Origin of the sequence: Chryseobacterium daecheongense, assembly GCA_027920525.1 — a bacterium.
GTDB classification, from domain to species: domain Bacteria; phylum Bacteroidota; class Bacteroidia; order Flavobacteriales; family Weeksellaceae; genus Chryseobacterium; species Chryseobacterium proteolyticum.
In genome coordinates, this window is record CP115858.1 from 2,195,066 (window position 1) to 2,221,140 (window position 26,075).

Annotated in this window: 18 protein-coding genes; 10 read left to right on the forward strand and 8 right to left on the reverse strand. The window is 35.2% G+C overall.

The window, feature by feature from the left end:
• Positions 1-999: 999 nt before the first annotated feature.
• Positions 1,000-4,767 (reverse strand): fibronectin type III domain-containing protein, encoded by a 3,768-nt coding sequence (locus tag PFY10_09720; protein WBV58724.1) that lies wholly within the window; start codon positions 4,765-4,767, stop codon positions 1,000-1,002.
• Between the two features lie 1,028 nt (positions 4,768-5,795).
• On the opposite strand from PFY10_09720, the gene PFY10_09725 reads away from it, so the two are divergent.
• From PFY10_09725 to PFY10_09760, 8 genes are all read left to right on the forward strand, one after another.
• Positions 5,796-6,347: a YMGG-like glycine zipper-containing protein gene (locus tag PFY10_09725; GenBank protein ID WBV58725.1), complete on the forward strand. Its 552-nt coding sequence runs from the start codon at positions 5,796-5,798 to the stop codon at positions 6,345-6,347.
• A gap of 52 nt (positions 6,348-6,399) precedes the next feature.
• Positions 6,400-8,040, forward strand: a complete 1,641-nt coding sequence (locus PFY10_09730; protein WBV58726.1) for a hypothetical protein — start codon at positions 6,400-6,402, stop codon at positions 8,038-8,040.
• 45 nt (positions 8,041-8,085) lie between these two features.
• Entirely contained in the window at positions 8,086-9,156 is a 1,071-nt protein-coding gene (gene aroC, locus PFY10_09735; GenBank protein WBV58727.1) for a chorismate synthase, read from the forward strand.
• A gap of 17 nt (positions 9,157-9,173) precedes the next feature.
• Entirely contained in the window at positions 9,174-9,737 is a 564-nt protein-coding gene (locus tag PFY10_09740; GenBank protein ID WBV58728.1) for a thioredoxin family protein, read from the forward strand.
• A gap of 38 nt (positions 9,738-9,775) precedes the next feature.
• Complete coding sequence (locus PFY10_09745; protein WBV58729.1) at positions 9,776-10,315, forward strand: TlpA disulfide reductase family protein; 540 nt, start codon at positions 9,776-9,778, stop codon at positions 10,313-10,315.
• Positions 10,316-10,398: 83 nt separating this feature from the next.
• The gene (locus PFY10_09750) at positions 10,399-10,746 is read left to right on the forward strand and encodes a DUF1232 domain-containing protein (protein WBV58730.1); all 348 of its coding nucleotides are present in this window, start codon (positions 10,399-10,401) and stop codon (positions 10,744-10,746) included.
• A gap of 123 nt (positions 10,747-10,869) precedes the next feature.
• Entirely contained in the window at positions 10,870-12,237 is a 1,368-nt protein-coding gene (gene pyrF / locus PFY10_09755) for an orotidine-5'-phosphate decarboxylase (GenBank protein WBV58731.1), read from the forward strand.
• A 62-nt stretch (positions 12,238-12,299) separates the two neighbouring features.
• Positions 12,300-15,119: an aminopeptidase gene (locus PFY10_09760; GenBank protein ID WBV58732.1), complete on the forward strand. Its 2,820-nt coding sequence runs from the start codon at positions 12,300-12,302 to the stop codon at positions 15,117-15,119.
• Positions 15,120-15,193: 74 nt separating this feature from the next.
• Here the strand turns inward: PFY10_09760 and PFY10_09765 are convergent, their stop codons facing one another.
• Together PFY10_09765 and PFY10_09770 are read right to left on the reverse strand one after the other, a co-directional pair.
• On the reverse strand, positions 15,194-15,964 hold the full coding sequence (locus tag PFY10_09765; GenBank protein WBV58733.1) for a T9SS type A sorting domain-containing protein: 771 nt from the start codon (positions 15,962-15,964) through the stop codon (positions 15,194-15,196).
• Positions 15,965-16,137: 173 nt separating this feature from the next.
• Positions 16,138-16,977, reverse strand: coding sequence for a T9SS type A sorting domain-containing protein (locus PFY10_09770; protein ID WBV58734.1), 840 nt, complete (start codon positions 16,975-16,977; stop codon positions 16,138-16,140).
• Positions 16,978-17,157: 180 nt separating this feature from the next.
• On the opposite strand from PFY10_09770, the gene PFY10_09775 reads away from it, so the two are divergent.
• Positions 17,158-20,355 (forward strand): hypothetical protein, encoded by a 3,198-nt coding sequence (locus PFY10_09775; protein ID WBV58735.1) that lies wholly within the window; start codon positions 17,158-17,160, stop codon positions 20,353-20,355.
• A 140-nt stretch (positions 20,356-20,495) separates the two neighbouring features.
• A complete protein-coding gene (dusB, locus tag PFY10_09780; protein ID WBV58736.1) occupies positions 20,496-21,491 on the forward strand; it encodes a tRNA dihydrouridine synthase DusB in 996 nt (331 codons plus the stop codon).
• A gap of 59 nt (positions 21,492-21,550) precedes the next feature.
• Here dusB and deoC read toward each other — a convergent pair whose 3' ends face one another.
• The 5 genes from deoC to PFY10_09805 all read right to left on the reverse strand — a co-directional run bounded on the left by deoC (position 21,551) and on the right by PFY10_09805 (position 26,018).
• On the reverse strand, positions 21,551-22,294 hold the full coding sequence (gene deoC / locus PFY10_09785) for a deoxyribose-phosphate aldolase (protein WBV58737.1): 744 nt from the start codon (positions 22,292-22,294) through the stop codon (positions 21,551-21,553).
• A 6-nt stretch (positions 22,295-22,300) separates the two neighbouring features.
• A complete protein-coding gene (locus PFY10_09790; GenBank protein ID WBV58738.1) occupies positions 22,301-22,771 on the reverse strand; it encodes an Lrp/AsnC ligand binding domain-containing protein in 471 nt (156 codons plus the stop codon).
• Positions 22,772-22,802: 31 nt separating this feature from the next.
• On the reverse strand, positions 22,803-23,741 hold the full coding sequence (locus PFY10_09795) for an endonuclease (protein WBV58739.1): 939 nt from the start codon (positions 23,739-23,741) through the stop codon (positions 22,803-22,805).
• A gap of 346 nt (positions 23,742-24,087) precedes the next feature.
• Positions 24,088-24,759, reverse strand: coding sequence for a tRNA (guanosine(37)-N1)-methyltransferase TrmD (gene trmD, locus PFY10_09800; protein WBV58740.1), 672 nt, complete (start codon positions 24,757-24,759; stop codon positions 24,088-24,090).
• Positions 24,756-26,018 carry an NAD(P)/FAD-dependent oxidoreductase gene (locus tag PFY10_09805; protein WBV58741.1) on the reverse strand — a complete coding sequence of 421 codons (1,263 nt, stop codon included), beginning with the start codon at positions 26,016-26,018 and terminating at the stop codon, positions 24,756-24,758. The genes trmD and PFY10_09805 overlap by 4 nt, the downstream gene beginning before the upstream one ends.
• Between the last annotated feature and the right edge of the window lie 57 nt (positions 26,019-26,075).

The window sequence follows — 26,075 nt, forward strand, 5'->3', positions numbered from 1 at the left end:
TTAGATCTTATAATATTACAGCCCCTGGAGTCTTTCAATTTTTGGAAGGCTCCTTTTTTTGTAGAAAACTAATAATAAACATTTATGATTTAAGTCATAAATAAGCTTGAAGGTTCAGAATATATTTGATTAGAGTTCATCACGATCTCGCAACCCTATTTTAAACAAATACTTATAAATTTATTTTACGTCCTAAACGTCTTTTAAAATTAAAGTACATCTTTGAATAAAAAATCCCCAACCGAAGTTGAGGATAAAAACTAATAACCATGAAAACTCAATTTAAACATGAGTTACATTTTACATTGAAATATCGTGCCAAGAATTTCATTTATTTTATTTTAACTTAATTTTAAGATTTCGCATTAAATAAATATTATTTCTTAACATTAAAAGACCCCTCAAATTGAGGGGGCAAACTTTTACCTTTGTTCAAGGTTACAACATATATGGAACAGTAAAGATACCTGAACCGGAAAATACACATTATGATCAGAATCATAATTACTAATATTACTTAGTTTCAATACATTCCGCTATAGTATTCCTCTTTTGCCAGGAGGTTTTAATTTTAATTGAGAATTTACCTTTAAATATATTTGTAAGCTTGGAGTTATATGATGGTACAGTATCATAAAACAAGACCTCCCGTCATTAATACAAGAGGTCTCAAAAACAATAAAAACTTTTATATCATATCATCATATTACCTGTGTATACAATCATCCAATTCTTAATAAGATCGTTTGACTTTTTGTTTAAGTTTGTCTCATCTTGGCTAAATGCTTATCTAACAAAATTGAAAACTAACACTCAGAAAAATCAAAAACTCATTTAATAAGAAATAAACAACTGAATACCACACCATTAAAGGTAAGATTTTATTTTTAAATATTTCAACATTTATTGAAATATTTTCCTTTGCTTTGTAACAGTGACTTGAGAAAAAAAATAAGCTCCCATATTTGGGAGCTTATTTTTTACTAATTATTTAATGTATTATTCCTTGATAAATTTCTTTTGGGCTGTACCCTGAGTATCATCAATATCGATAACATATACTCCGTGGATCAGGCTGCTTACATCTATTTTGTTATTTAAGATGATCCCGCTTGTCACAAGCTGACCCGCCGCATTGTATATCTTATAATTAGCTCTTTTGCTAATATTTTTCACATTCAATATTGTATGTACCGGGTTAGGATAAATCAATATTTCCGTTTGGTTGGTTGCATTAGGTACCGGATTTTTAGAGATTCTTACTGTATAATCCTCAACTTCCCCGTTGGCAAATCCTGTACAATTTACAGGGATACCATCTCTTTGCATGGCAACTCTCATTACAACATACTTATAATCTGTCGTACTTATAAACGCATCAGAAGGCACACTGAACGTTCCTGTAATAGGTGTTGTCGTATTAGGTGAAGACACAAGAATTCTCTCATTGATATCAAAGCTTCCGTTCCTGTCAAAATCAATCCATACAGCAATACCTTCATTATATGTATTTCCTGTCCAAGACTTTTCAATGGAAATCTCATTACCTGTAGATCCCTGAATCAGCTGAATAAATTTGGATGTATCAGCTGTAAAGTCTGAATACGTAGTGGCATCTGTACTGCTCTCCATAGTCGGTTTACCGCTTGGTTTTACCGTAACTTTTGAAATATATTCAGATGCTGAGCTTCCGGATTTCATCGGGCAATAGATTACTGTAGGTGTTGTGAAGTAGTAAGGAAGTGTATAAGTTCCCGGTGTACCACTACAAACATTGGCTACTTCCATTTCATATTTTGTTAACTCCAATAATCCTGTGATCACATAATTATTGTTCGTTACTGCAACTGTTGTCCAGCTTGGTATACCCACTTTTCTATATCTTAAGATATAAGTTGCACCAGGGAAAGAATCCCAAACTACAGTAGCGGTAGTAGTTGTAAGATTAGTAATTGTTAATCCTGGAGGAGGTAAATCACATGTTCTTTCAGTTGTGAATACAGCAGGAGAAGACCATCCGTTATAAGTTGTTTCATTATCACACTTATTGGCAATCTGAACCTCGTAAGTTGTATAGACATTCAACCCGCTTAATAAGTACGTATTTGTCGGCGCTAATGGTAAAATAATATCAGCGCTCCATCCTGCATTACCACTTCCTACAATTCTATATCTCATTTTATAAGATGAACTTACCGCAAGTGGCGACCATGTGATCAATGCAGATGTTGTCGTAATGTTACTTGCTGTAACATTCGGAGGTGTCGGGTCACATTTCGTTAAAAATTCATTATGAGAATATGTTCCAGGAATACTGTTACAAACTGCCGCTACTTCTACTTCATATAGTGTAGCCGGTAATAAACCTGCCAGGTTATATGTATTAGTAGTTGCAGGAGCCGCTGCCGCTGCCACACTTACCTGAGTCCATGCACTACTAGAACCTACCGGTCTGTATCTCACAATGTATGAAGCTCCACCGCTATCTTGTGGCCATGTTAATATTGCTGTATTATGTGTAATAGCACTTACAGCTACAGTTGGTGTTGCTGTGCTACAGATTAGTAATTTAATATTGTCTACAGCTACAGGAGGCTGATTACCACCACTGCTGTCGTTTCTCCATTCAAATACCAGACGCATTGTTGTTCCTGCAAAGCTGCTGATGTTTAATGTACTGTTAAGATATGACTGCCATGTGGTTTGCTGGTTATAGTTATTTCCTAACTGAATTCTTCCCGCACCTGCAGTAATCTGAGCTCCCGCAACAGGCATAAAAGATGATGGAACTAACCAAACTCTTAGGTAATCATAAGAACTTTCTCCATCTGCTTTCCAGTCAAAAGATAATGTGGCAATCGAAGCTCCGGCCGGTACAAGAATATCACGGTAAGCCTGTACTACACTCGTAGAACTTGTAGAATATTCATTCGTAGTTCCGTTTGTATTGGATATATAAATGGAATTAGCAGGGTTTCCGGTTGCTGAACCATAAGCCCATTTATTGGTTTGAGTTCCGTTGATGAATCCAAAATCATTCGCTCCTGTAAAGTTTTGATTATATGGGATCGTTGCCGGAATCTGCGTAGTACTGAAACTTGGACCCCCAATCCAGAAACTGCTGTCCGTAGGGCTACATACAGACTTCACCCACCAGTAATAAGTGGTATTTGGCGTTAATGTCGTTAAGTTTACAGAAGTCGTAGCACTTGTTCCTGTTGGAGCAGTACCTGCAACAGGCGGAGTATTCGTTGTTGTAAGATAATAAGCATATCCATTGGCAGGTGCCGGCGTCGGACCTGTCCAGCTCAGTACAGCACCTGTTGCAGTTACCCCATTTACAGCCAAAGCTGAAGGTACCACACAAGTAGGAATTGCTAAATTGATATTATCTAAAGCTACAGGAGGCTGAGTACCACCACTGCTATCATTTCTCCATTCGAATACCAAACGCATTGTAGTTCCGGCAAAACTGCTCAGGTCTAAGTTGGTATTAAAATAAGTCTGCCAGGTCGTTTGCTGATTATAATTACCTCCAACCTGGATTCTTCCTCCTCCGGCAGTAATCTGAGTTCCTGCTACAGGCATAAAAGATGCCGGAACCAGCCAGACTCTTAAATAGTCATAAGAACTTTCCCCATCTGCTTTCCAGTCGAAAGACAAAGTCGTTGCAGTAGTTCCTGCCGGGATAATTATATCTCTGTAAGCCTGAACAATACTGGTTGTTCCTGTAGAATAAGTATTATCGGTTCCGTTATTCGATATATAGATGGAATTCGCAGGATTTCCTGTTGCAGAACCATATACCCATTTATTAACCTGGGTTCCATTCGTGAATCCCAGATCATTCCCAGTCGAGAAGTTTTGACTGTATGGAATAGTTGCCGGTATTTGAGTCGTGGTAAAATTATCTCCATTCGCCCAGATACTGCTGTCTGTAGGGCTACATATTGCTTTTACCCACCAATAATAAGTAGTATTAGGAGTTAAAGTTGTTAAGTTCACAGAAGTTGCAGTAGTAGTTCCTGTAGGGGTTGTTCCTGCAACTGGCGGAGTATTTGTAGTCGTAAGGTAATAAGCATATCCGTTCGCAGGTGCAGGCGTAGGTGCTGTCCACGATATCGTTGCAGAATTGGCTGTAATGGCTGAAACCGGTGATACTGTAGGAAGTAAACATGTTGGAATCGACAGATTAATATTATCGATTGCAACAGGTGGCTGGGTTCCTACACTTCCGTCATTTCTCCATTCAAACACTAAACGCATAGTACTTCCTGCGAAGCTGCTGATGTTCAAACTTGTATTTAAATACGTTTGCCAGGTTGACTGCTGATTAAACTGTCCCAGCTGAATATTTCCCCCACCAGTGCCAATCTGTGCACCGGCAGTTGGAGTTAATGTAGCCGGAACTAACCAAACTCTTAAATAATCATATGTACTTTCCCCATCTGCTTTCCAATCAAATGCTAAAGTTGCAATTGTGGATCCTGCAGGAATTGTGATATCTCTATATGCTTGTACAACGCTGGAACTTCCAGTATCATAAGCATTCGCCGTTCCTCCGTTATTTGAAATATAAATGGAATTGGCGGCATTTCCTGTTGCGGAACCATATTCCCATTTATTTGTTTGACTTCCATTAACCAATGTCAGATCATTTGCCGTCGAAAAGTCCTGAATATACGGCAGCGTGGCGGGGGCTTGCGCAAGCAAGTTCACGTTGATCAAACAAAGAAGAAGTATTAAAAAAATAGAAAATCTCTTCATAAGTTATCATTATTAATATTAATCCTACAAATCTAAATCGTTTTTTTATAACATTTAGTATATAAATTAATATTTTTTATATGAATGTTATAAATAACAAATATTGAGATAGCGGAAAAAAGTACGGATTAATCACTCTTTACAGAAATGGCAACCAACAAAAAAAACTGGAGTTCCCATTTAACTCTACTTTTTTACTGAAAAAATGAATTGTAAAATTCAATGCTGGAAATTATTTTTTACTAAAATTAAAAAACAAACGGCCTCCTGAGAGGCCGCAAAAAACACAAATGATGAAAAAAATCTATTTCTAGAGTCGAAATAGAATATCTTAAATATAAAATTTAGCTTTCTATTGCTTTTGATCCGCTCAATTAATGCTGTATCATATACTCATTAAGCTTATTAAACTTGTAATTATTGAATTTAAACTACAATGTACGATCAAAATTTGTATAAATATAATTTTTAAAAAACCAAAAATACTATTTATTTCTAAAATCCATTAATAAAATACTGTTAAATCCCATTTTAGGAAATGATCACAATACTTTGCCGTACTTAATTTCATCAACAATATTTCAAAAATATACTTATCCTCAAAAGTACTTATTTAATATGAATTTAATCAAAACCCATAATTAAATGAAATGTACATTATAAAAGATCCCTGGTATATCCGAGGGATCTTGATGAATAATATTTTAGAAGATTAAAACTTTTTAATGATTAAAAGCTTTGGATTATGCCGCAATTTTCATGCCTACCCATAAAAAATTAACATCCTTCACAATAAATTAACTTTCTTATGATTTTATTATAAACAACTAATCCACAACCAACTGACAATAAAACACTTACAAACAAAACCCTCTTGTTTTCTGAAATTTTTAAAATATATTTTTACTTTTTCTGATTCCTTTCTAATTTTTTAACTTTTGTTAACTAAAATTTGGCTTCATAATTGAAAATACCTAGAAAGCTATCATCTTTTTGATGAGGCAACCTTAGATTAAAAAATTTGAATTATGAAGAATATAGTAATAACAGGTTTATTGTCAGTATTTTTACTGACAGCTTGTAAAAAGGATGATCAGGTGGCGGAAAAGTCACTGGAACAACAGAAAATTGAATTCCAGGCCAAACAACTTGAAATAGAAAAACAAAAGTTGGCGATTGAAAAAGAGAAAATGGCCTATGAATCTCAAAAGAAAGCAGACAGTATTGTGGAATCCAATAAAGCAAAAGCTGTAGCTGCAAGAAATTCAGAACCAAGAGTCATCACAAAAACCCGAACCATATATAGAGACAGAGAATCAGGTTCAAGCAATAGTAATAATGGAAACTACGCAAACAACGGAAGCAATGCTTCTCAGGGAACAACTCAGAAAAGAGGAATGAGTAAGGCTGCTAAGGGAACCATTATCGGTACGGTAGGTGGAGCGGCTGCTGGGGCTATTATCAGTAAAAACAACAGAGGTTTAGGAGCTGTAATTGGTGGTGTTGTAGGTGGTGCAACGGGATATGCAATTGGTAGATCCGGAGACAGAAAGGACGGAAGAGTACAACCTCGTAATTAATAATTATACATAAAAGAATAAAAGATTGCTTATTTTTAAGCAATCTTTTTTTATGATTCTAATTCTGTTTTCCTCTGTAATTATTATCTCCACCCTTCTGGGATGGGGAAAAATTATGGATATGCTTTCAGGAACTTTATTTTCAGGTATTTCAGGAAAAGCTTTTTCGGGAATATTTATCATAAGTGTTATATGGACCTTAATCGCATTTTTCATTCCGCTCAATATCAACTTAGAAATAACAACGATTGCAATAGGTTTGTTCTTTTTTTTTAAAGATAAACTCTATCTGGAATATTATCGGTTTTCAAAAAAAGATATGATTCTTCTGACTGCCATCGTGTTGATCATTCTTTTTTGTGGTTCTTATTATCCTTATATTCTGGATCACTTCGGCTATTATGTACCCTCTATAAAATGGCTCACGGAATACGGCCTTGTTAAAGGAATCTCTAATCTAGACCTTACATTAGGGCAAATGTCGGTATGGCATATATTCCAGGCAGGGTTTTCTAACTTTTCTGATCCTTTTCTACGGATCAACGTCATCATATTAATCATTTATGCATTTTATATCATTGAAAAAAAATCCTGGATTCAACTTGGGTTTCTTCCGGTTATGCTTCTCTTCTCTCAGTCCCCAAGCCCGGATCTGCCGGTTATTATTTTTTCGCTGATTATTTTAAATGAAATTTTATCAGAAAATAAAAAATCAGCTCTCCTTTTCGCACTCTCTGTTTTTATTTTCACAATAAAGCCAACCATGATCTGGCTTCCCGTTCTTAGTTTTCTTTATTCAGTCTTTATTATCAAATCGCCTGTAAAGAATATTTTTTTGGGTGTGGTAATACTTATTTTGTTTTTCGTAAAAAATATCTGGACATTCGGGTATCCTGTATTTCCAATTGCTTTTGTTGACCTGGGAATATCATGGAAAACCAACCCTGAAATACTTAAAAGATCATCTCAGTTTGCCATTCAGAAAACCTATGACATGCAATACACTTTTGAAGAAATTCAAAAGTTTTCTTCAATAGATTATATTAAAAACTGGCTCTTTTTAAAAGGCATTAAAGCAAAGATCAATATTTTATTTATAGTGACTCTTCTTCTTTTGATATTGTATTCTGTTCGAAAGAAAAACAGAGTTATTAATCTTATCACCATTTCAATAATTATCAAGACAATCCTTGTTCTTTTATTCTCTGCACAGTACCGGTTCTTCATTGATGTTTTCTTTATTGTAGCCTTTATTTTATTATCTCATTATATTAACAGAAGTAAATCAATAGCCATATTTTTAATAGCGGGCGCTTGTGTTATATTCTTTTTCTTATTTCCATCATTGATTGCAACGCATATTCCAAGCTACAAAATGGCCCGTTTCATGGGTAAGTTTGAAAAAAAACAGATTTACCAACCCTCTGTATATCAATATACCCCGTTCAGGTCTTTCAGAATCGGAAATCTTATCTTTAATGTTCCTGAAAACTATCCTTATAGTTTTGGCACTCCACTTCCTTCTATGACCGTTAGTTATATTATTGATAATGCTAACGCAAACATCTTTCCGCAACCCATCAATAAAAATAATATCCGGGAAGGCTTTGTATGGAAAACGATGAATATGAAGGAGAAAAAAGAAGCAATGCGGGTTATCAATATTATCATTAACCACAATAAACAGAACTAAACACAAAGGCATTATTATATTAATAAAAAGCCGTAAATTTGTGCTATGTTCAATACTTTAGGTAATCTTCTCAGTCTTACAACATTTGGAGAAAGTCACGGTGTGGCTTATGGTGGAATAATCAATAACTTTCCGGCAGGTTTAACAGTTGATCTCGATCAGGTTCAATATGAACTGGATCGTCGCAAGCCTGGCCAGTCTGCTATCGTTACTCAGCGAAAGGAAAGTGATACGGTAAAATTTCTTTCCGGAATATTTGAAGGAAAAACCACAGGTACTCCCATTGGTTTTATCATCGAAAATGAAAATCAGAAATCAAAAGATTATGATCATATTGCTAATGCATACCGTCCAAGTCATGCAGATTTTACATATGATCAGAAGTTTGGGATCAGGGATTACCGCGGAGGTGGAAAATCATCTGCCCGGGAAACAATCAACTGGGTTGTAGCCGGAGCGCTTGCAAAACAGCTCTTATCAGATATCGATATCAATGCTTATGTTTCTTCCGTAGGTGACATCTTCTGTGAGAAGCCTTATCAGGATTTGGATTTTTCCAAAACAGAAAGCAATGATGTACGTTGTCCTGATACTGAGACAGCTGAAAAAATGATTGCCCGAATTAAAGAAATTAAAAAAGAAGGAAATACCATCGGGGGAACCATCACCTGTGTTATAAAAAACGTTCCTGTAGGAATTGGAGAACCTATTTTTTCCAAATTGCAGGCTGAACTTGCAAAGGCAATGCTGAATATCAATGCCTGTAAAGGCTTTGAATATGGAAGTGGTTTTTGTGGGGCTAAGATGACCGGTAAAGAACATAATGATGCCTTTAATCCCGATTTTACTACAAAATCTAATCTTTCTGGGGGAATACAAGGTGGTATTTCCAATGGTATGGATATTTATTTCAGAGTAGCTTTCAAACCTGTAGCCACCATATTAAGACCACAGGACAGCATAGACAAAGATGGAAATCCTGTTGTTGTTGAAGGAAAAGGAAGACATGATCCATGTGTCGTTCCAAGAGCGGTTCCCGTAGTTGAAAGTTTAGCCGCATTTGTATTAGCCGACTTATTTTTGATCAACAAAACAAGAAATCTAAATAACTTTTAAACACAATAATATACACCATGAAAGATTATTGGGATAAAGCAATCAATTTTGAAGAATATGTTCATATTGGAAGACAAAGACTTGAAACTCCCGACAACCAACATGACATCGATTATAAACAATATTATGAACTGGGGCTTCAAAGGATGGACAGAACCCTAAAAAAATATATCCTTGACGAAAACCAGGTTAACGAATTAAAATCTAAGAATTTTAACGGGAAAATTCTGATTATTTCAGAAGTATGGTGTGGTGACGCCAGCTCTACGGTACCGGCACTTGTTAAATTTTTTGAGGGTCATAATGAGGTAAGAATTTTCCTGAGAGACAGTGATAAAAGTTTAATTAATCAGTTTCTAACGAATGGAACAGAGTCTATTCCTAAAGTTATCATCCTGAATGATGATTTTACGGTAAAGAACTCATGGGGACCCCGACCTCAGTACGGCAAAGAATTGTTAATGAAATATAAGGCAGATCCGGAGGCTTATCCTAAAGATCAGTTTTATAATGATCTGCAAATTTACTATGCTAAAAACAGAGGTAAGGATGCTGTTCAGGAAATACTGGAGTTATTGTAATAAATGTATGCGTCAGAAATGACAATAAAAAATAGCAGATGAAAAAAAATATACCATATCTTGTACTTATCATTATTATAGGAATTATTGCTTTTATTCCAGGAGTAAGAAATTTTGTGAAGGACCAGTTCTTTCCTGTTGCTACTATAGAAAATGCAGTAACTGTAAGTAAGGAAGATTATGATATCGATTTACAGGGGATTAACGTTCCAAGTACAAATCTGAAGAACTTTAAAGATAAGCCTATCTTTCTAAATTTCTGGGGAACCTGGTGCCCGCCATGCAGAAAAGAATGGCCAACCATTCAAAAGCTTTACGACACCAGAAAAGGGAATGTAGACTTTGTACTGATTGCTATGAAAGATGAAGAATATGCAGTAAGGAAATTCCTTCAGGAAAATAATTATACGGTCCCTGTTTATATTGCCCAAAGTCCGATTTCAGAAAAGCTGTTACCAAAAGCATTCCCGACAACATTTTTACTGGATAAATCGGGAAGGATCCTGATCAAAGAAGACGCGTACAGAGATTGGAATACAGAGTCTGTACATCAGTTCATTGACAATATTATTAAATAAATCTTTTAACGAATTTTTATAATTATTTGGTATAGAATTTGCGAATTTTGTAAAGTCAAGAATTTATTTAAACCAAACACAAAATGAAATATTCTAAATTAAACCTGGCTAAAGAAGCCATCAACCATAAGGGCTTTGTCAAAAAAATACCTGACATTTTCAGAATGGTTAAATATTGGAGAAAAGGAATTTATCCTATGAAATCCATTGATATTATTTTACCGATGTTAGGGATTTTATATATCATTTCTCCAATCGACTTAATTCCAGAAGTAGCTGTTCCTGTTTTGGGAGTCCTAGATGATCTGGCTGTTTTATACTTAGTGATCCCTAAACTAATCAAAGAAGTGGACAAGTTTTTACTTTGGGAAGCTGAACAAAAACTAAATACAGGTAATACTAAGATAATCGATGCTCAAATTATAAAATAATTGACGCAAATATATTATTTGAAGCCATTCCAAAAATTTGGGATGGCTTTTTATTTATAATTTAGGGATAAATTTTTGAGCCTTATTACAAATCCTTAAATTTGCAACATCTAATAAAAAATAATGGAAAGTAAAAAAGAGTTCTTTTTAGAGTGCTACAAGCTAGGTATCATTAAATTTGGGAGGTTCACTTTAAAAAGCGGTATTGAAAGTCCGTTCTACGTAGATCTGAGACCTTTGGCTTCTGATCCTAAAATTTTGAAAAATCTTGCAAATTATTTATTGGAAATGCTTCCTCTGGATAATTTTGACCTTATTTGTGGAGTTCCTTATGCCGCCCTTCCTATGGCTACAGCCATGTCTCTGGAAAGTTATATTCCACTTATCATTAAAAGAAAGGAGGCTAAAGATTACGGGACCAAGAAAATGATCGAAGGAATTTATCAGAAAGGACAAAACTGTTTATTGGTAGAAGATGTGATCACTTCCGGAAAATCTTTATTAGAAACCATTGCTGAAGTAGAACAGGAAGATCTAAAAGTAGCAGATATCGTTGTAGTTCTTGACAGGGAACAGGGAGGAAAGCAACTTTTGGAAAGTAAAGGATTCAGAGTTCATACCCTATTTAATATTTCAGAAGTATGTACTATTCTTCAGGAAACAGGAGAATTATCAGATGAAGAAGTAAAAAGGATCCAGGATTTCCTTTTAGGAAACCACATTCAATTTGAAGAAAAAATCAGAGCTTCTTATGAGCAGAAATTAAAATCCACTCAACATTCTGTTTCTAAAAAATTATTAGAACTAGCCATCAGTAAAGAATCGAACCTTATCGCTTCAGCAGATGTTACCACAACCAGAGAGTTACTGGAATTTGCTGAAAAAGTAGGACCTCATATTATTGCTCTCAAAACACATATCGACATCATCTCAGATTTCGAATTTGAAAAAACAATTACTCCGTTAAAAGAATTAGCCGAAAAGCATAAATTCTTACTCATGGAAGATAGAAAATTTGCAGATATTGGAAACACACAGGAATTACAATTCACGAGTGGAGTTTTTAAAATTACCGACTGGGCAGATTTTGTAACGTCACAGGTTATCGGTGGTTTTGAATCTCTTGACTGCTTTAAGAATGTAGGTGTTGTTGCAATTATAGGAATGTCTTCAAAAGGAACGTTAACAACGAATAGCTACCGTGAAGAAGCTCTTAAAGTATCTCTATCCCATCCTAATGTAATCGGAGGAGTTTCTCAAAACCCAATTCCTGAAGAATTATTGTTATTCACTCCGGGAGTAAATCTTTCAGATTCGGGAGATGGAAAAGGACAGCAGTACAATACTCCTGAACATGTTTTTAAAAGCCTGAATACTGATTTTATAATCGTAGGAAGAGGAATTTACAAATCTGAAAATCCTGAAGCTGCCGCATTAACTTATAAAAACGAAGGCTGGAAAGCTTATATAAGTTCTTTAAAAAAAGGTTAATTCGAGAATAAAAATTTATAAGTCTATACAAAATGAGTTATATTTGATGCTTTATCACCACATTGAGAAAGATCAGTATTTGTCTTATTTTGTTTTTGGGAATTGTGCAGGTTTCTGCGCAAAAAGACAGCATTTCTATTGAAGCGAAGTTATCTTCAGATAAAAAAACGCTGGATATAAATCAGGAAATTGTTTATTACAATAACTCTGAAAAAGATTTAAGTACCGTTAAACTTTTAAACTGGGTTTCTGCTTATCAAAAAAGAGGAACTTCACTTGTTTACAGAAAACTGGAAGATCGTAATACTGATCTTCATTTCGCAAAACCTGAACAACTGGGGAAACTTTTACAATTTAGCATAAAAGGACCTGATGATGAGGCTATTCCTGTAAATAATTTAAGTGCGGAAAATCTTTTTATTCCTTTAAATGCACCTCTTCAACCGGGAAAAAGCATAAGACTAAAACTGCAGTATCAGATACAGCTTCCGGATAAAAAATTTACTGGATACGGTACAGCTGATCGAAATATAGCTTTAAAATATTTCTTTATTGTTCCGGATCATTTTGATCCGGACAATATTTTAGGAAGATATTACCATGATATCGAAGAGTCCGTAAGTTTCAATACCTACTGGACCGTCCAATTTGACCTTCCTGCCCAATCTTTTATTGAAAGTAATCTTCACCAGGATCAATCCAATTTATTCAAAGGTTATCTGGATTCAGATCCCGAGTTTATCATTTCCCAGGACGAATACCCTTTCATTAATGTAAATACAGGAGATATAAGCACAGAAGTACGGTTTGGATATCCTCTAACACCCCAGGAAAAGGAAAATTTAGAATTCTATCTTCCGCTGCATTTAAAATTTATAAAGGAACAGATCGGTTATCTTCCATCAAGACTTTTTATTTCTGAAAAGTTCAGAGCGAATGAAGATTTTTTTGGTAATAATGATATTAGTTTCTGGAAATTCCGGTTTCAATTATTTACAGATGCAGAAAAGGCAGATCTCGATTATCTGGGAATTATCACCAAAAAAGTCCTTGACGAAAGTATTATTACAGATAAACAGGATAATCACTGGTTTAAGAATGGATTGAAATCCTATATAGAAATTCAATACATCAAAAAATTCTATGGCGAAACAAAGCTGCTGGGAAAACTACCTGAATCAAAAATATTTGGAATCAGACCATTAAAATTATTTCATGCCTCTAATTTGAAATTAATTGATCGCTACGGCCTTACCTACCAATATATTATGTCTCAGAATCTGGATCAGAAAATCGGAGAAAAGTTTACTGTACTGAGCAATTTCAATGTAATGGCTATAAGTAGCTTTGAAACAGGAAGCTTATTCAACTATTCTGCTGATAAAATGGGATATGAAAACTTCAATACCCTGTTGCAGAACTACATAGCTAAAAATACAGACAAGCAAATTGATCCTAAAGATTTCCTCAGAGAACTTGCAGAAAAAGATAACAGGACCGCTTATTTAACCGATTTTTTAAAACAAAAAAACAGGGTTAACTTTAAGCTTCAGAAATTGAAGAAACAAGACGATTCACTGCATATTAAAATCAATAAAAATACCTCTGCTCCTATTCCTGTTAAATTAGAAACAAAAACGAGAGAGGATGAAAAAAAAGAATACTGGGTAGAGACCAACGGTGAGGAAATGACAAAAACGGTTTCCATTCCCGCATTAGATATATACAAGATCACTTTAAATAATGATTATATCTTTCCAGAGTCGAATTACAGAGACAACTTCCTTTACTCCAAAGGCTTATTCTCAAATGCAAAAAAAATAAAACTTAAACTTATAAAGGATATTCCCAATCCTGAGTTTAATGAAATCTACATCAGTCCAAGAATCCGTTTCAATAATACTTATGATAAATTTCTTTTAGGATTTAATTTCAAAAACCAATCTTTTTTTGATCAGAAATTCCTTTATTCTATTACACCTACGTACAGTACAGGAACCGGAAAATTAACGGGTTCAGGTGCCGTTTCATATTCTTTTCTTCCTGCAGAAAGTATTATCCGCAGTTTAACCTTCGGAGTATCCGGGGCATATTACCATTATGATTATAATCTTGCTTACAGGAAAGGCTCTGTTTTTTCCAATATCAGTTTTAGAAAGAATCCGAGAAGTACGGTAAGCAGAGGAATAAGCATGTCATATAATTATTTCGAGAGAGACCTGAGCCCTCTTATGATAGCTAATAATGACTATGACAAGTATAATCTGTGGAGTATCGGATATGGATATACGGATAACCAGATGATCCATGAAAAAAGTCTCAGCATCAGCACCCAGGGAATGGAAGACTTTAATAAAATAACTGCCGAAGGATTTTACAGATGGGAATTTGCACCTAAACAAAAGCTCAGCCTAAGATTATTTGCAGGATATTTCATAAGAAATGACACGAGAAATAATACTTTTAATTATGGGATTTCCAGGGTTTCCAATTACTCTTTTTCATATAATCTTTTAGGGGAAAGTGCCAACAGTGGTTTTCTTTCACAGCAGTTTATTCTTGCTGACGGAGGATTTAAATCTTTTATTCCCGGAAGTGTAAATCAATGGATTACTTCTTTAAATGTTGATACCAGCGTATGGAAGATATTCCATTTGTATGCTGATGCAGGAATTTATAAGAACAGAAACAACCCTACCCAATTTATCTGGGATAGCGGAATTAAATTAAAAATAGTTCCTGATTTCCTCGAAATTTATTTCCCAATCCAATCCTCTCTGGGATTTGAACCCGCATTTAAAGATTATGGAAGACGAATCAGATATACTTTAGTTCTCAATCTCGGATCCATTATCAATGCCGCAAGAAGAGGATGGTATTAAATAAAAAATCTAAAATTTTATAAAAACAAAACGGCCGCTTTAAAAGCGGCCGTGTTTATATCTGAAAAGTAGAATTAATCTTTTAAAATTTTCTGCGAAACAGGCTCATTGTTCACAATTCCCGTTACGATATAATTTCCTTTTTGTAATTCTGAAACATGTAAAACCTCATTTTCTTTTACAGAAGCTGTTTTTACAACCTGTCCGTACATATTATAAATTTTCACATCACGAGACTGAGCTCCAAACGTTATACCATCATTCTGAATAAAAGTATTTTTAACAAGCCTGTGTTTAGATACAGAAACCTCGCCGGTTGCCAATGTTCCGGTTGTCAATGAAAAGTCATCAAAGCTAACGGTTGAATTGCTGTATGCACGAAGATGTAGCTGTAATCTATTAACATTGGCCGGTGCCGTAAATGTGATTACTTTTTGTTGCCAGGCTGCACTTTTAGGTAAATATTGATTGTTATTTCTCAATGGGTCATTAGCAGCGTCCGTTACAAGATTAACCGGATTATCACCAGCATCTAAAAAATTACTCCAGATTCTTCCTCCATTACCTGAGCCGCTTATTTTATACCAAAAGCTAAGTGTATATTGCGTTCCGGCTGTAATATTAACATTTTGAAAAAAACCAGTCGTAGCTGTTGGTACATAATTAGCTCCAAAAGAGCCGGTGTGTGCATCTGCTGTAATATTAGGTGCTGTATATACCGTATTCCAGCCAGCAGCCCAAGGTGCTAAAGTTCCTGTTTCAAAACCAGGATTTTGTACGAGATTTTGTGCATTCGCAAAAATCAATGATGTAGCAATGCTTAAAATTGTAAAGATTTTTCTCATAATTTTTCTTTTTTATGTTTGTTTTTTTAATCTCTACAACAAAATTACACCTAAATTAAAGCGACTAAATTAAGGATGGATTAAGTTTCTATTAAGAATATTAAATCAATATGCTATTATTATAAAAAAACCACCGCTTTTTAAACGGTGGTTTTTCCATTCAAAAATCAAAATTAATCTTTCAGAATTTTCTGTGATACCGGTTGATTATTGACGATACCTGTAACAATATAATTTCCTTTTTGTAGCTCAGAAATATCCAAAGTCTGATTTTTACTGACCTTAGCTGTTTTTATAACCTGTCCATACATATTAAATATCTTGATATCCTTCACTTTTGTTCCGAAAACAATACCTTCATTTTTGATGAATGTATTTTTTATAAAACTAAATTTCTCACTACCGGCATCAAGAACAGATAAAGTAGTGGATGCTGTTCCGGATATGGTTACATTATCCACCCTGGCGGCTCCGCTTGTACTGTAATTTGATGAGGGACCCACCGCCGTGTAAGTACTGCTGTTCGCAGGATCAAACACGGATACAATCCTTACCGCAAATTGTGTGTTATTATTGGCTCCAGCCGGAATAGAATTATTCATGCTGACCCAATTAGAGGATGATGTAGGTCCGATTTCAATTACATTCCCTACATCAAACCATTCCGTACCATTGGTTGTGTATTGCATTTGAAAATATTTTGAGCTCGTATTGGAGCCCGCAATATTAAGAGATACGGAGATTGCCGAATATCCTGAAGTATCTACTTCAAATTTGAAACCCGCGGTACCCGATGAAGACCCTTGTCCAGGAAACCCATTCACACTCCATGCTCTGCCCGGAGACCCTGAAGCAAATGTTGGATTATTACTTACTCCGAAAACACTTGCTGTTCCCGAACCTGTGGTGGCAGCATTTGTATTTCCATCAAAATTCCATTGAGTAATAACAGACTGTGCGGACATAACTGTTGTGGTTGCCAAAGCAACAAATAGAGAATAAATCTTTTTCATCTTTGTATTTTTTATAATTTTCTATTTTTAAAAATAAGAGTATTCTCTGACGAAAAACAATAAATATGGCGATTTTTTGTTAATAAAGCTAAACTGGCTACCTTTAACATTTTTTAAGTATTTTTACCAATTATTTTGGAAAATTTGCGGAATTTTATTCTTGTATTCTTGTTTCTTTTCATGGGCACATTGGTAACAAATGCTCAGATTTTCTCATGGAAGAACCCCAATATTCCCGAAGACACCATAAAAAAGGATAGTATTTTAGCAGCAAGGCTTGAACAGGATATTTTTTCAAAGGACACACTGGATTTCGTAAGAACAAGAAACAGAATAATTGTAGATGAGGCCGTACTTGCCAAAAATGACAAAAAAAGGTTCTTAGGCGAGCTCAACTCAAAAGGTTCCATCATCCGGGGAATTACCTTCGGAAACAATCAGGGACAATCTGTACAAAGTTCAATGGACCTTCAGATATCGGGAAGACTTTCTAAAGACGTTACCATCCTTGCGAGTATTTCTGATCATAACCTTCCCATCCAGGCCGATGGTTATACTCAAACACTCGAAGAGTTTGATAAAATCTACATGCAGCTGAACATTAAGGATAAATCCATCCTTAGAGCGGGACATCTGGACTTGGTGGAAGCTAAGAATTATTTTGCAAAATACCAGCGACGTAGCATGGGACTTGAGTTCCAGACGGAATTTGGGAATGAAAACAAAACATTTGTAGATGTTTCAATGGGTGTGGCCCGAAGTGAGTTTCACAGGGTACGTTTTCAAGGGGTTGAAGGTAACCAGGGCCCTTATCGTTTAACGGGAAAAAATGGAGAGCAGTTCATTACTCTGATTTCAGGATCTGAACAGGTATTTATTGACGGAATATTAATGAAGCGTGGTGAAAACCAGGACTACATCATAAATTACAACACCGGTGAAGTTACTTTCACCAGTTTCCGACCAATTTTCCAACAGAACTTTATTACTATTTCTTACAATTACACCAACAGAAACTATTCCAGATATCTTTTCACAGGAAAAGTGGAACACCGTAGAGAGAAAATGAAGGTAGGCTTAAGCTGGTTCATGGAAAACGATAATAAAAATGCACCGCTTGCTCTGAATTTATCTAAAGAGGATGAGCAAATTCTGGCCAATGCCGGAAATGATCCTAATCTGATGTATGCCCCGTCAGGAGTCATTACAGAATATGATGTTAATAAGATCCTGTATCGATTGGTTCAGAATTCAGGAGTCAGCCATTATGAATTTTCCACTAATTCTGCCGAAACACTTTACCAGGTATCATTTACTTATTTTGGCCCTAATCTGGGAGATTATAAATTATCCCAGACCACAAATAACGGTCGTGTTTTTGAATATACAGGACCAAATTCAGGAGATTACAGAGCAGTAAGAAAACTGCCTTCACCCCAGAAATCACAGGTGTTTTCTGTCAATTCAGAGTTTTTACTTAAAGAGGGTAAAATTGGCGCTGATATATCTTTGAGTAACTACGATGTCAATTTATTTTCTTCGAAGGATTCAGATCAGAATATAGGCTATGCAGGCCGGATTTACGGGAATAAAACTTTCACTAAAAATAACTGGAAAGGAACACCAAGTTTTGAGTATCAATATATAGATAAGCAATTTCACATTCTTGATAGAATTAATGATGTAGAATTCTCCAGAGATTTCAACTTAGCTCAGGAATTCAGCCAGAAAACACAGAACCGATTCATATTCAGCTTCCTTAACAAGTGGAATAACAAATCAACTTTAAATTATCGCCTTAACTATCTGGATGAACAAAACTCATACAAAGGTTTTAAAAATGATCTTGATTTTGGCTGGATTAAAGGAAAGTTTTTCACAAAGGGAAATCTGTCTTACTTAAGTACCAATGCTATTCTCCAGGACACGAAGTTCATACGAGGGGGAGCTTCTACAGAATATACCGGAAAAAAAGGAAGCTGGGCCTTTGGTGGAAGTATGGAACATAACGAAAAAAAATACAATGATTCTCAGCTGATGGATGTCACCAGTTTCAGCTGGAAAGAGCTTTTTCTTCAAAAGAAGATTGGTGACAGTACAAGAACAAAACTGCTTGCGAAAGTATATATGAGGGATAATGATTCAGTTCGTGACAACAGGCTGCAGAATATGAATAATATCCTGGGAGTCATGGCGGAAAGTCAACTGATCAAAAATGAAAAAACAACCTTGAATGTGTTAGTGCATTACAGGAAGTTTTTCTATCAGATTCAGGATATGCAAACAAGTCGAAACAATGATTTTGTTGTTGGGAACATTCTTTATAATCAGCAGCTTTTCAGAAATGGTATGCGTTTACAGGCATTCTATGAACTCGGAAACGGACAGGAAGCACAAAGAGAGTTCCAATATATCAAAGTAACCGATGGACAGGGAGTTTACAAATGGACGGATTACAATGGGGATGGCATCCAGCAGCTCGATGAATTTGAGATTGCCGAATATTCCGATCTGGCCAAGTACATCCGGGTATACACCAATTCTGTCCGGTATATCCCATCCAACAAGAATAAATTACAGCTGGCGTTGTTTGTTAACCCGGCCATTGTCCTTAATTCTGAAAATGCATTTTTAAAACGGTGGAATTTTAATATTTCCTTGAATTCTCAAAACTCTTTTTATAAAAAAGATAAGGTCCTGGTCATCAACCCGTTCGAAAAAAACAGCGACCAGATTCTAAAAAATCAAAATATCCTGGCTTCCGTACAGTTTAACCCTACGGAAAAATCGGGTTGGAATGGAAATTACCGGTTTATCTCGAATGATAATCTCATCAATGCCAATTTCAGTAATGAAGAACGGGAGCAGACCTCCCACTTCCTGAATTTAGGATATTGGTTCAATAAAGAATTCAGAGTCGACTGGGAAAATTCCGTTCATGATATTAAAAATTCTTCACAATTATTTGCGACCAGGGATTACAGACTGAATAACTTTGAAACCAAGCCAAAAGCTACCTATAAATTTACAGACGCCATACAGGCAGAGCTTTCCTCCGCCTTCCGCCAGAAACAGAGAATAGACGGAGAGGAGTTACTAAAAGCTTTTGATGTTACTGGAACCATACAATGGGAGCGTAAAAAAACCTCTATCAGAGGAAATTTCTCATTCATCAACAACAACTTTACCGGAAACAACTTCAGTATTGTAGGAAATCAGATGCTGGACGGCCTTAAGCCTGGAAAAAATCAGGTTTGGAGTGTCTTTATTCAGCAGGCAATCAACTCATTCTTACAGCTGAACCTGAACTATGAAGGACGTAATTCCGGAGACCGTACCATACATATTGGTAGCATGCAGGTAAAAGCAAGTTTTTAAAAACTTTAGACCCACATTTAATTCTTTTTTGTTCCTACCATAAGACGCTTATTGTATACAATTGGGTTCTCAAACTCATCATTCACACCAATAGATAATATCAGTCTTTATGAAAGTTTAGAATTTCGTAAATTTGCACCATGATAAAAATAGGCAACATAGAACTGCCGGAATTTCCGCTTTTACTGGCTCCTATGGAGGACGTGAGTGATCCACCATTCAGACGTTTGTGCAAAATGCATGGAGCTGATATGATGTACTCGGAGTTTATTTCTTCCGAGGGCTTAATTCGTGATGCAATAAAGAGCCGTAAAAAACTGGATATTTTCGATTATGAGAGACCAGTCGGAATACAGATTTTTGGAGGTGATGAGGAGGCTATGGCCATGTCAGCAAGAATTGTGGAAACAGTAAATCCTGATTTGGTAGATATCAATTTCGGATGCCCTGTTAAAAAAGTAGTTTGCAAAGGAGCGGGAGCTGGAGTACTAAAAGATATAGACCTGATGGTTCGTCTTACAAAAGCTGTTGTAAGCTCTACGCACCTGCCTGTAACTGTAAAGACCCGTTTAGGATGGGACAGTACTTCTATTAATATTGATGAAGTAGCAGAACGTTTACAGGAAACAGGTATTAAAGCTTTAACCATACACGCAAGAACAAGAGCCCAGATGTATAAAGGGGAAGCTGATTGGGAACATATTTCAAGAATAAAACAAAATCCTAATATTGAAATTCCTATTTTCGGAAACGGTGATATTGACTCTCCGGAAAAAGCATTGGAATACAAACAAAAATACGCTTGTGACGGTGTAATGATTGGCCGTGCCGCTATAGGATATCCATGGATTTTTAATGAAATCAAACATTTCTTTAAAACCGGAGAACATCTTCCTGAACCCACTATTTCGGATAGGTTACTGGCGGTTCGCCAGCATGCGGAATGGAGTGCGGAATGGAAAGGTGAAAGATTAGGCCTGATAGAAATGAGACAGCATTACAGCAACTATTTCCGTGGTGTTCCTCATTTCAAAGAATTCAGAAAAAAATTCCTTGAAGTATTCACTCTTGCTGAGATGGATGCTCTGATCAAAGAAACCCAACATTTCTACGAAGAATATCAGGAAAAAGTATAAAATAAAAAACCATCAGATGCTGATGGTTTTTTATTTTATAATTATAATTGAATTATTTTTTAGTAAGCTTCAGAGGCTGACTGATTTTTGATTAAAGATAGAGCTGAAGAAGTTCCTATCCTCTTTACTCCCATCCCGATCATTTTCTCCGCATCTTCAGGTGTTCTTACTCCACCAGCTGCTTTTACCGGAAGTCTGCCGGCGTTATCAAGCATTATTCTGATACCTTCGAAGGTTGCGCCATTTGGCTTTCCATCTGTAGTTTCATAAAAACCGGTAGAAGACTTTACAAAAATGGAAGATAAGTCCTGGTCAGAAAAATTTTCTGCTGCCCATTCTGAGATATGTTTAGTAAGGTCTGCAATTTGTTCATTGGTTAAAGCGGCAATTTCAATAATCCATTTGGCTACTTTATGATGTTGTACACATAATGCAGTACATTGTATAAATTCTTTTTTTACTAAATCTACATCTCCATTGAGATAAGCATTATAATTAATCACAAAATCCAGTTCGTCGGCTCCGTCATTAATTGCCTTTGTTGCTTCTGCCATCTTTTCTTCCACAGAATACGTTCCTTCGTGGAAACCAATCACAGTACCAACAACAACATTTGAATTCTTTTCCAGAATATATTTTTTGATCGCGGATACATAATCCGGACGGATCATCACTGCAAAAATACCATTATCAATAGCTTCCTGCGTAAGATCTATATCTTTCTGTAAAGTTTCATTTTCTGATATCCCCGACTGTGCAGGAGTTTTCAGGTATGTTGAATCCAAATATTGGGCAATATTCATAACTTATTATACTTTCAGTTGTCTGCTTATTCCCTGTTCCAGAGATATAAATGTTTCGGTTCTTGTTACTCCTTTTAACTTTTGAAGTTTACTAAGGATCTGCATCAAGTGGTCATTGTCTTTACAAAGAACTTTAAGGAAAATAGTATAATTTCCTGTGGTGTAATGAGCTTCTACTACTTCATTAACTTCTTTTAAAGATTTTACTACATCTGGGTAGTGGCTAGGCTGATCCAAAAAGATTCCGATATAAGAAATAACTTTATATCCTATTTTTTTTGGATTTAAAAATGAAATAGAATTCTCAATAACTCCCGCGTGCTCAAGCTTTTTGATTCTTTGGTGCACTGCAGTTGTCGAAATCCCTACATGTTTTGAGATATGGGCTAAAGAAGTTTTAGCATTATCCATCAGCATGTAGATAATTTCTTTGTCGATTGAGTCTAAATGATAGCTAGCATTTGTTGAATTTTTCATCTTGTAATTTTTTTTATTATTTATGTTTTTTTTATTCTTTAAATTTTACAAAAACCGGAAAATGATCACTATATCCACCTAAATATCGCGTACCTGCATATGTTCTGAAAGGTCGACCTGAAAATTGTTTATTCCGGCTGCTTATCTTTTCAGATTTAAATATTTCGGCACTTTGAAATGACAATCCTATATTGTTCTGATCATTGAAAAATGACTTCGACAATATAATCTGATCAAACAATAAGCCAGATTTATAATGAAAAGTAGAAAAATTTCCTGTTGAAAACAATTCATTAAACGGATTTTCTAATATTTTATTATGATTATCATCATAAAGGATATTAGTTAAATTTTCATCATCCGGATTTTCATTAAAATCGCCGCACAAAACAACATGCTCATTGCTGCTATTCACAATATTTAAAATTCTGTTACGAATTTCTGCTAATATAAAGTCTCTCTTAGGCTTATTAACATCTTTTTCTCTCTTTGAGGGAAGGTGAGCGATAAAGACATTAATAATCTCTCCTTTATATTTTAATTTTGAATAGAGTACATCTCTAGTTGTATCGTAATATTCTGTGTTTTTATTTTTAATTTCAAAAAAGAATGTAATAGCCTCCGAGTCTATTACTTCTATTTTGCTTTTATCATATAGCATGGCTACATCTACCTTTCTTTCATCCATGGAGTTATAATGCACAATTCCAAATTCAGAATGAAAAGGATCCATCTTCACAAGATCTTCCAGTACTTTCCTTCCGGAAACCTCGGACAGACCAATTAAAAATGGTAAGACCCCATTTTCTTCTTTGATCAATTGAAATACATTTGCTATCTTGAAAAGCTTATTATTATATTTACGTTCATCCCAATTCCTCAAACCCGATTTCGTCGGATCTAATTTATGAATTGGTTTTATGTCCGGTAAAAATAAATTTTCTACATTATAAAAAGTAAAAAGCTCCATCAACACATATTTCTATTCAATCAATAGTTTTAATTTTGAAATTACGAATTTTTCCCGGGTTAAATTACGAAATATTCGTTTTGATTTTGTCTTAAAAAGAAATTTTTTTCAAACAGTTTAATCAAATCAATATAATATATTAAAACTTTTAACAAATTCGTTTTAAAATCGCACAAAGCAAAATCAAAACAGCAAATAATACTTAATATTAATTAAAAACAACTATAAAAACATAATAGTTGTTATTTTATTATTCTGCTTTCTATAGCAATTATTATTCCATTTTTATATGAAATTGCAAAAAAAGAAAAAAAACAGGACGAAATTTAAAAATATGATCAATAAATTATAGCAAGTCAGGACGTTTCTGTTTTGTTATTCTAACGGCCTCTTCATGTCTCCATTCTTCTATTTGCTTAAAATTCCCGCTTAACAAAACCTTGGGAACCTCTAATCCTTTATAATTTTCCGGTCTTGTATAAATCGGAGGTGAAAGAAGATCATCCTGAAAACTATCCGTTAAAGCACTCTGTTCATCGTTAAGCACTCCCGGAATCAGCCGGATGATAGAGTCAGCCAAGACACACGCCGCAAGTTCTCCCCCGGTTAGAACATAATCTCCGATTGAAATTTCTTTGGTAACATGCAGATCTCTTACTCTTTGATCTATTCCTTTATAATGTCCGCAAATAAAAATCAGGTTATTTTTTATAGAAAGGGAGTTTGCAATTTTCTGATTAAGGGTAACCCCATCAGGGGTAAGATAGATCACTTCATCATAACTTCTCTCTGACTTAAGTTGGGAGATGCATTTATCCAATGGCTCAACCATCATTACCATACCGGCTCCTCCTCCATAAGGCTCATCATCGATTTGCCTGTGCTTGTTTATTGCCCATTCTCTCAGGTGGTGAAAATGTACTTCTACTAACCCTTTTTCCATTGCTCTTCTCAAAATAGAAGTCTGAAATGGACTTTCCATCAACTCAGGAAGTACGCTTATAATATCAATTCTCATTGTAATGTTCCATTTTTCTTAGTAGGTGAGATAATGAGCCTCAGGGACGAATCTTTATTAAAATAGCTCCACATCCAATTGAAAAATACCGCCAGCTTATTTCTTACACTTAAAATAAGCATTAAGTGTAAAAACATCCAGAAATACCATGCCAGGAACCCCTGAAATTTAATAAATGGTAAATCTACTACTGCCCGATGTTTTCCAATGGTTGCCAAAGAACCCTTATCTTTATACTCGTATTCTTTCCACTCACTTTCATTGTTTTTCAAAAGATTTTTACCCAGATTTTTTGCCTGATTTATCGCTACATTCGCAACCTGAGGGTGACCATGCGGATATTTAGGCGTTTCCATATAAGCAATATCTCCGATCGCAAAAATGTTATCGTATCCTTTAACTCTGTTATATCGATCTACTATATATCTGTTTCTGATTAATTTTTCTTCAGGAAATCCTTCTACTACATTTCCCGTAACACCTGCAGCCCAGATCACATTGTTCGAAGGGATTTCTTTTCCACTTTTCATCATTACCTTATCTCCGTTATATTCGGTAACAACTTCTCCACTTAGAAAAGTTACCCCCAGGTCCTTAAGGTATTTTTCAGATTTATTCTGAGCTTCGTCACTCATTACGGCAAGTGGTTTTTCCGTCGAACTGACCAGAATAATTTTAAGCTGGTCAAAATTCATGTAAGGATAATCCCTCGGCAGGATTTCTTTTTTCATTTCGGCAAAGGCTCCAGCCAGCTCTACACCGGTGGGACCACTACCTACAATAACGATGTTCCAGTTTCCATCGTCACTTCTGCTTTTCTCAAGAATTAGTTTCTCAAAAGTCATTAAGACATGATTTCTGATACTAATCGCTTCCTGAGTATTTTTCATTCCAAAAGCTTTACCCTCCAGATCTTTATTCCCAAAGAAATTAGTCTTACAGCCGGTTGCGATAATTAATTTATCATAACGAAACTCTGCTTCATCGGTAATCACTTTATTCTGAGAAGGATCGATCTCTTTAACATCTGTCAAACGAAATTGAATATTTCTGGATCTCTGGAAAATTTTCCTGAACGGAAAGGAAATATTGGAAGGTTCAATCCTTCCACACGCTACCTGATAAAAAAGCGGCTGAAACATATGATGGTTTACCCTGTCGAGAACAATTACTTTTTTATTTTTATTGTTCAGTGTTTTCGCAAGTTGTAGCCCCGCAAAACCTCCTCCGATGATGATGATCTTTTCGCGTGTTTCCATAGTATACAAATTTACAGATTTTATTTAGCATTTTACTTGTTAAAAAGTTAGTTTTGC

Coding starts and splice junctions, on each gene's coding strand:
- aroC (WBV58727.1), top strand. CDS start 8,086: ATGTTCAATACTTTAGGTAATCTTCTCAGTCTTACAACATTTGGAGAA.
- PFY10_09725 (WBV58725.1), top strand. CDS start 5,796: ATGAAGAATATAGTAATAACAGGTTTATTGTCAGTATTTTTACTGACA.
- PFY10_09770 (WBV58734.1), bottom strand. CDS start 16,977: ATGAAAAAGATTTATTCTCTATTTGTTGCTTTGGCAACCACAACAGTT.
- pyrF (WBV58731.1), top strand. CDS start 10,870: ATGGAAAGTAAAAAAGAGTTCTTTTTAGAGTGCTACAAGCTAGGTATC.
- PFY10_09795 (WBV58739.1), bottom strand. CDS start 23,741: ATGGAGCTTTTTACTTTTTATAATGTAGAAAATTTATTTTTACCGGAC.
- PFY10_09805 (WBV58741.1), bottom strand. CDS start 26,018: ATGGAAACACGCGAAAAGATCATCATCATCGGAGGAGGTTTTGCGGGG.
- PFY10_09745 (WBV58729.1), top strand. CDS start 9,776: ATGAAAAAAAATATACCATATCTTGTACTTATCATTATTATAGGAATT.
- PFY10_09765 (WBV58733.1), bottom strand. CDS start 15,964: ATGAGAAAAATCTTTACAATTTTAAGCATTGCTACATCATTGATTTTT.
- PFY10_09750 (WBV58730.1), top strand. CDS start 10,399: ATGAAATATTCTAAATTAAACCTGGCTAAAGAAGCCATCAACCATAAG.
- deoC (WBV58737.1), bottom strand. CDS start 22,294: ATGAATATTGCCCAATATTTGGATTCAACATACCTGAAAACTCCTGCA.
- PFY10_09790 (WBV58738.1), bottom strand. CDS start 22,771: ATGAAAAATTCAACAAATGCTAGCTATCATTTAGACTCAATCGACAAA.
- PFY10_09730 (WBV58726.1), top strand. CDS start 6,400: ATGATTCTAATTCTGTTTTCCTCTGTAATTATTATCTCCACCCTTCTG.
- PFY10_09740 (WBV58728.1), top strand. CDS start 9,174: ATGAAAGATTATTGGGATAAAGCAATCAATTTTGAAGAATATGTTCAT.
- trmD (WBV58740.1), bottom strand. CDS start 24,759: ATGAGAATTGATATTATAAGCGTACTTCCTGAGTTGATGGAAAGTCCA.
- dusB (WBV58736.1), top strand. CDS start 20,496: ATGATAAAAATAGGCAACATAGAACTGCCGGAATTTCCGCTTTTACTG.
- PFY10_09720 (WBV58724.1), bottom strand. CDS start 4,767: ATGAAGAGATTTTCTATTTTTTTAATACTTCTTCTTTGTTTGATCAAC.
- PFY10_09775 (WBV58735.1), top strand. CDS start 17,158: ATGGGCACATTGGTAACAAATGCTCAGATTTTCTCATGGAAGAACCCC.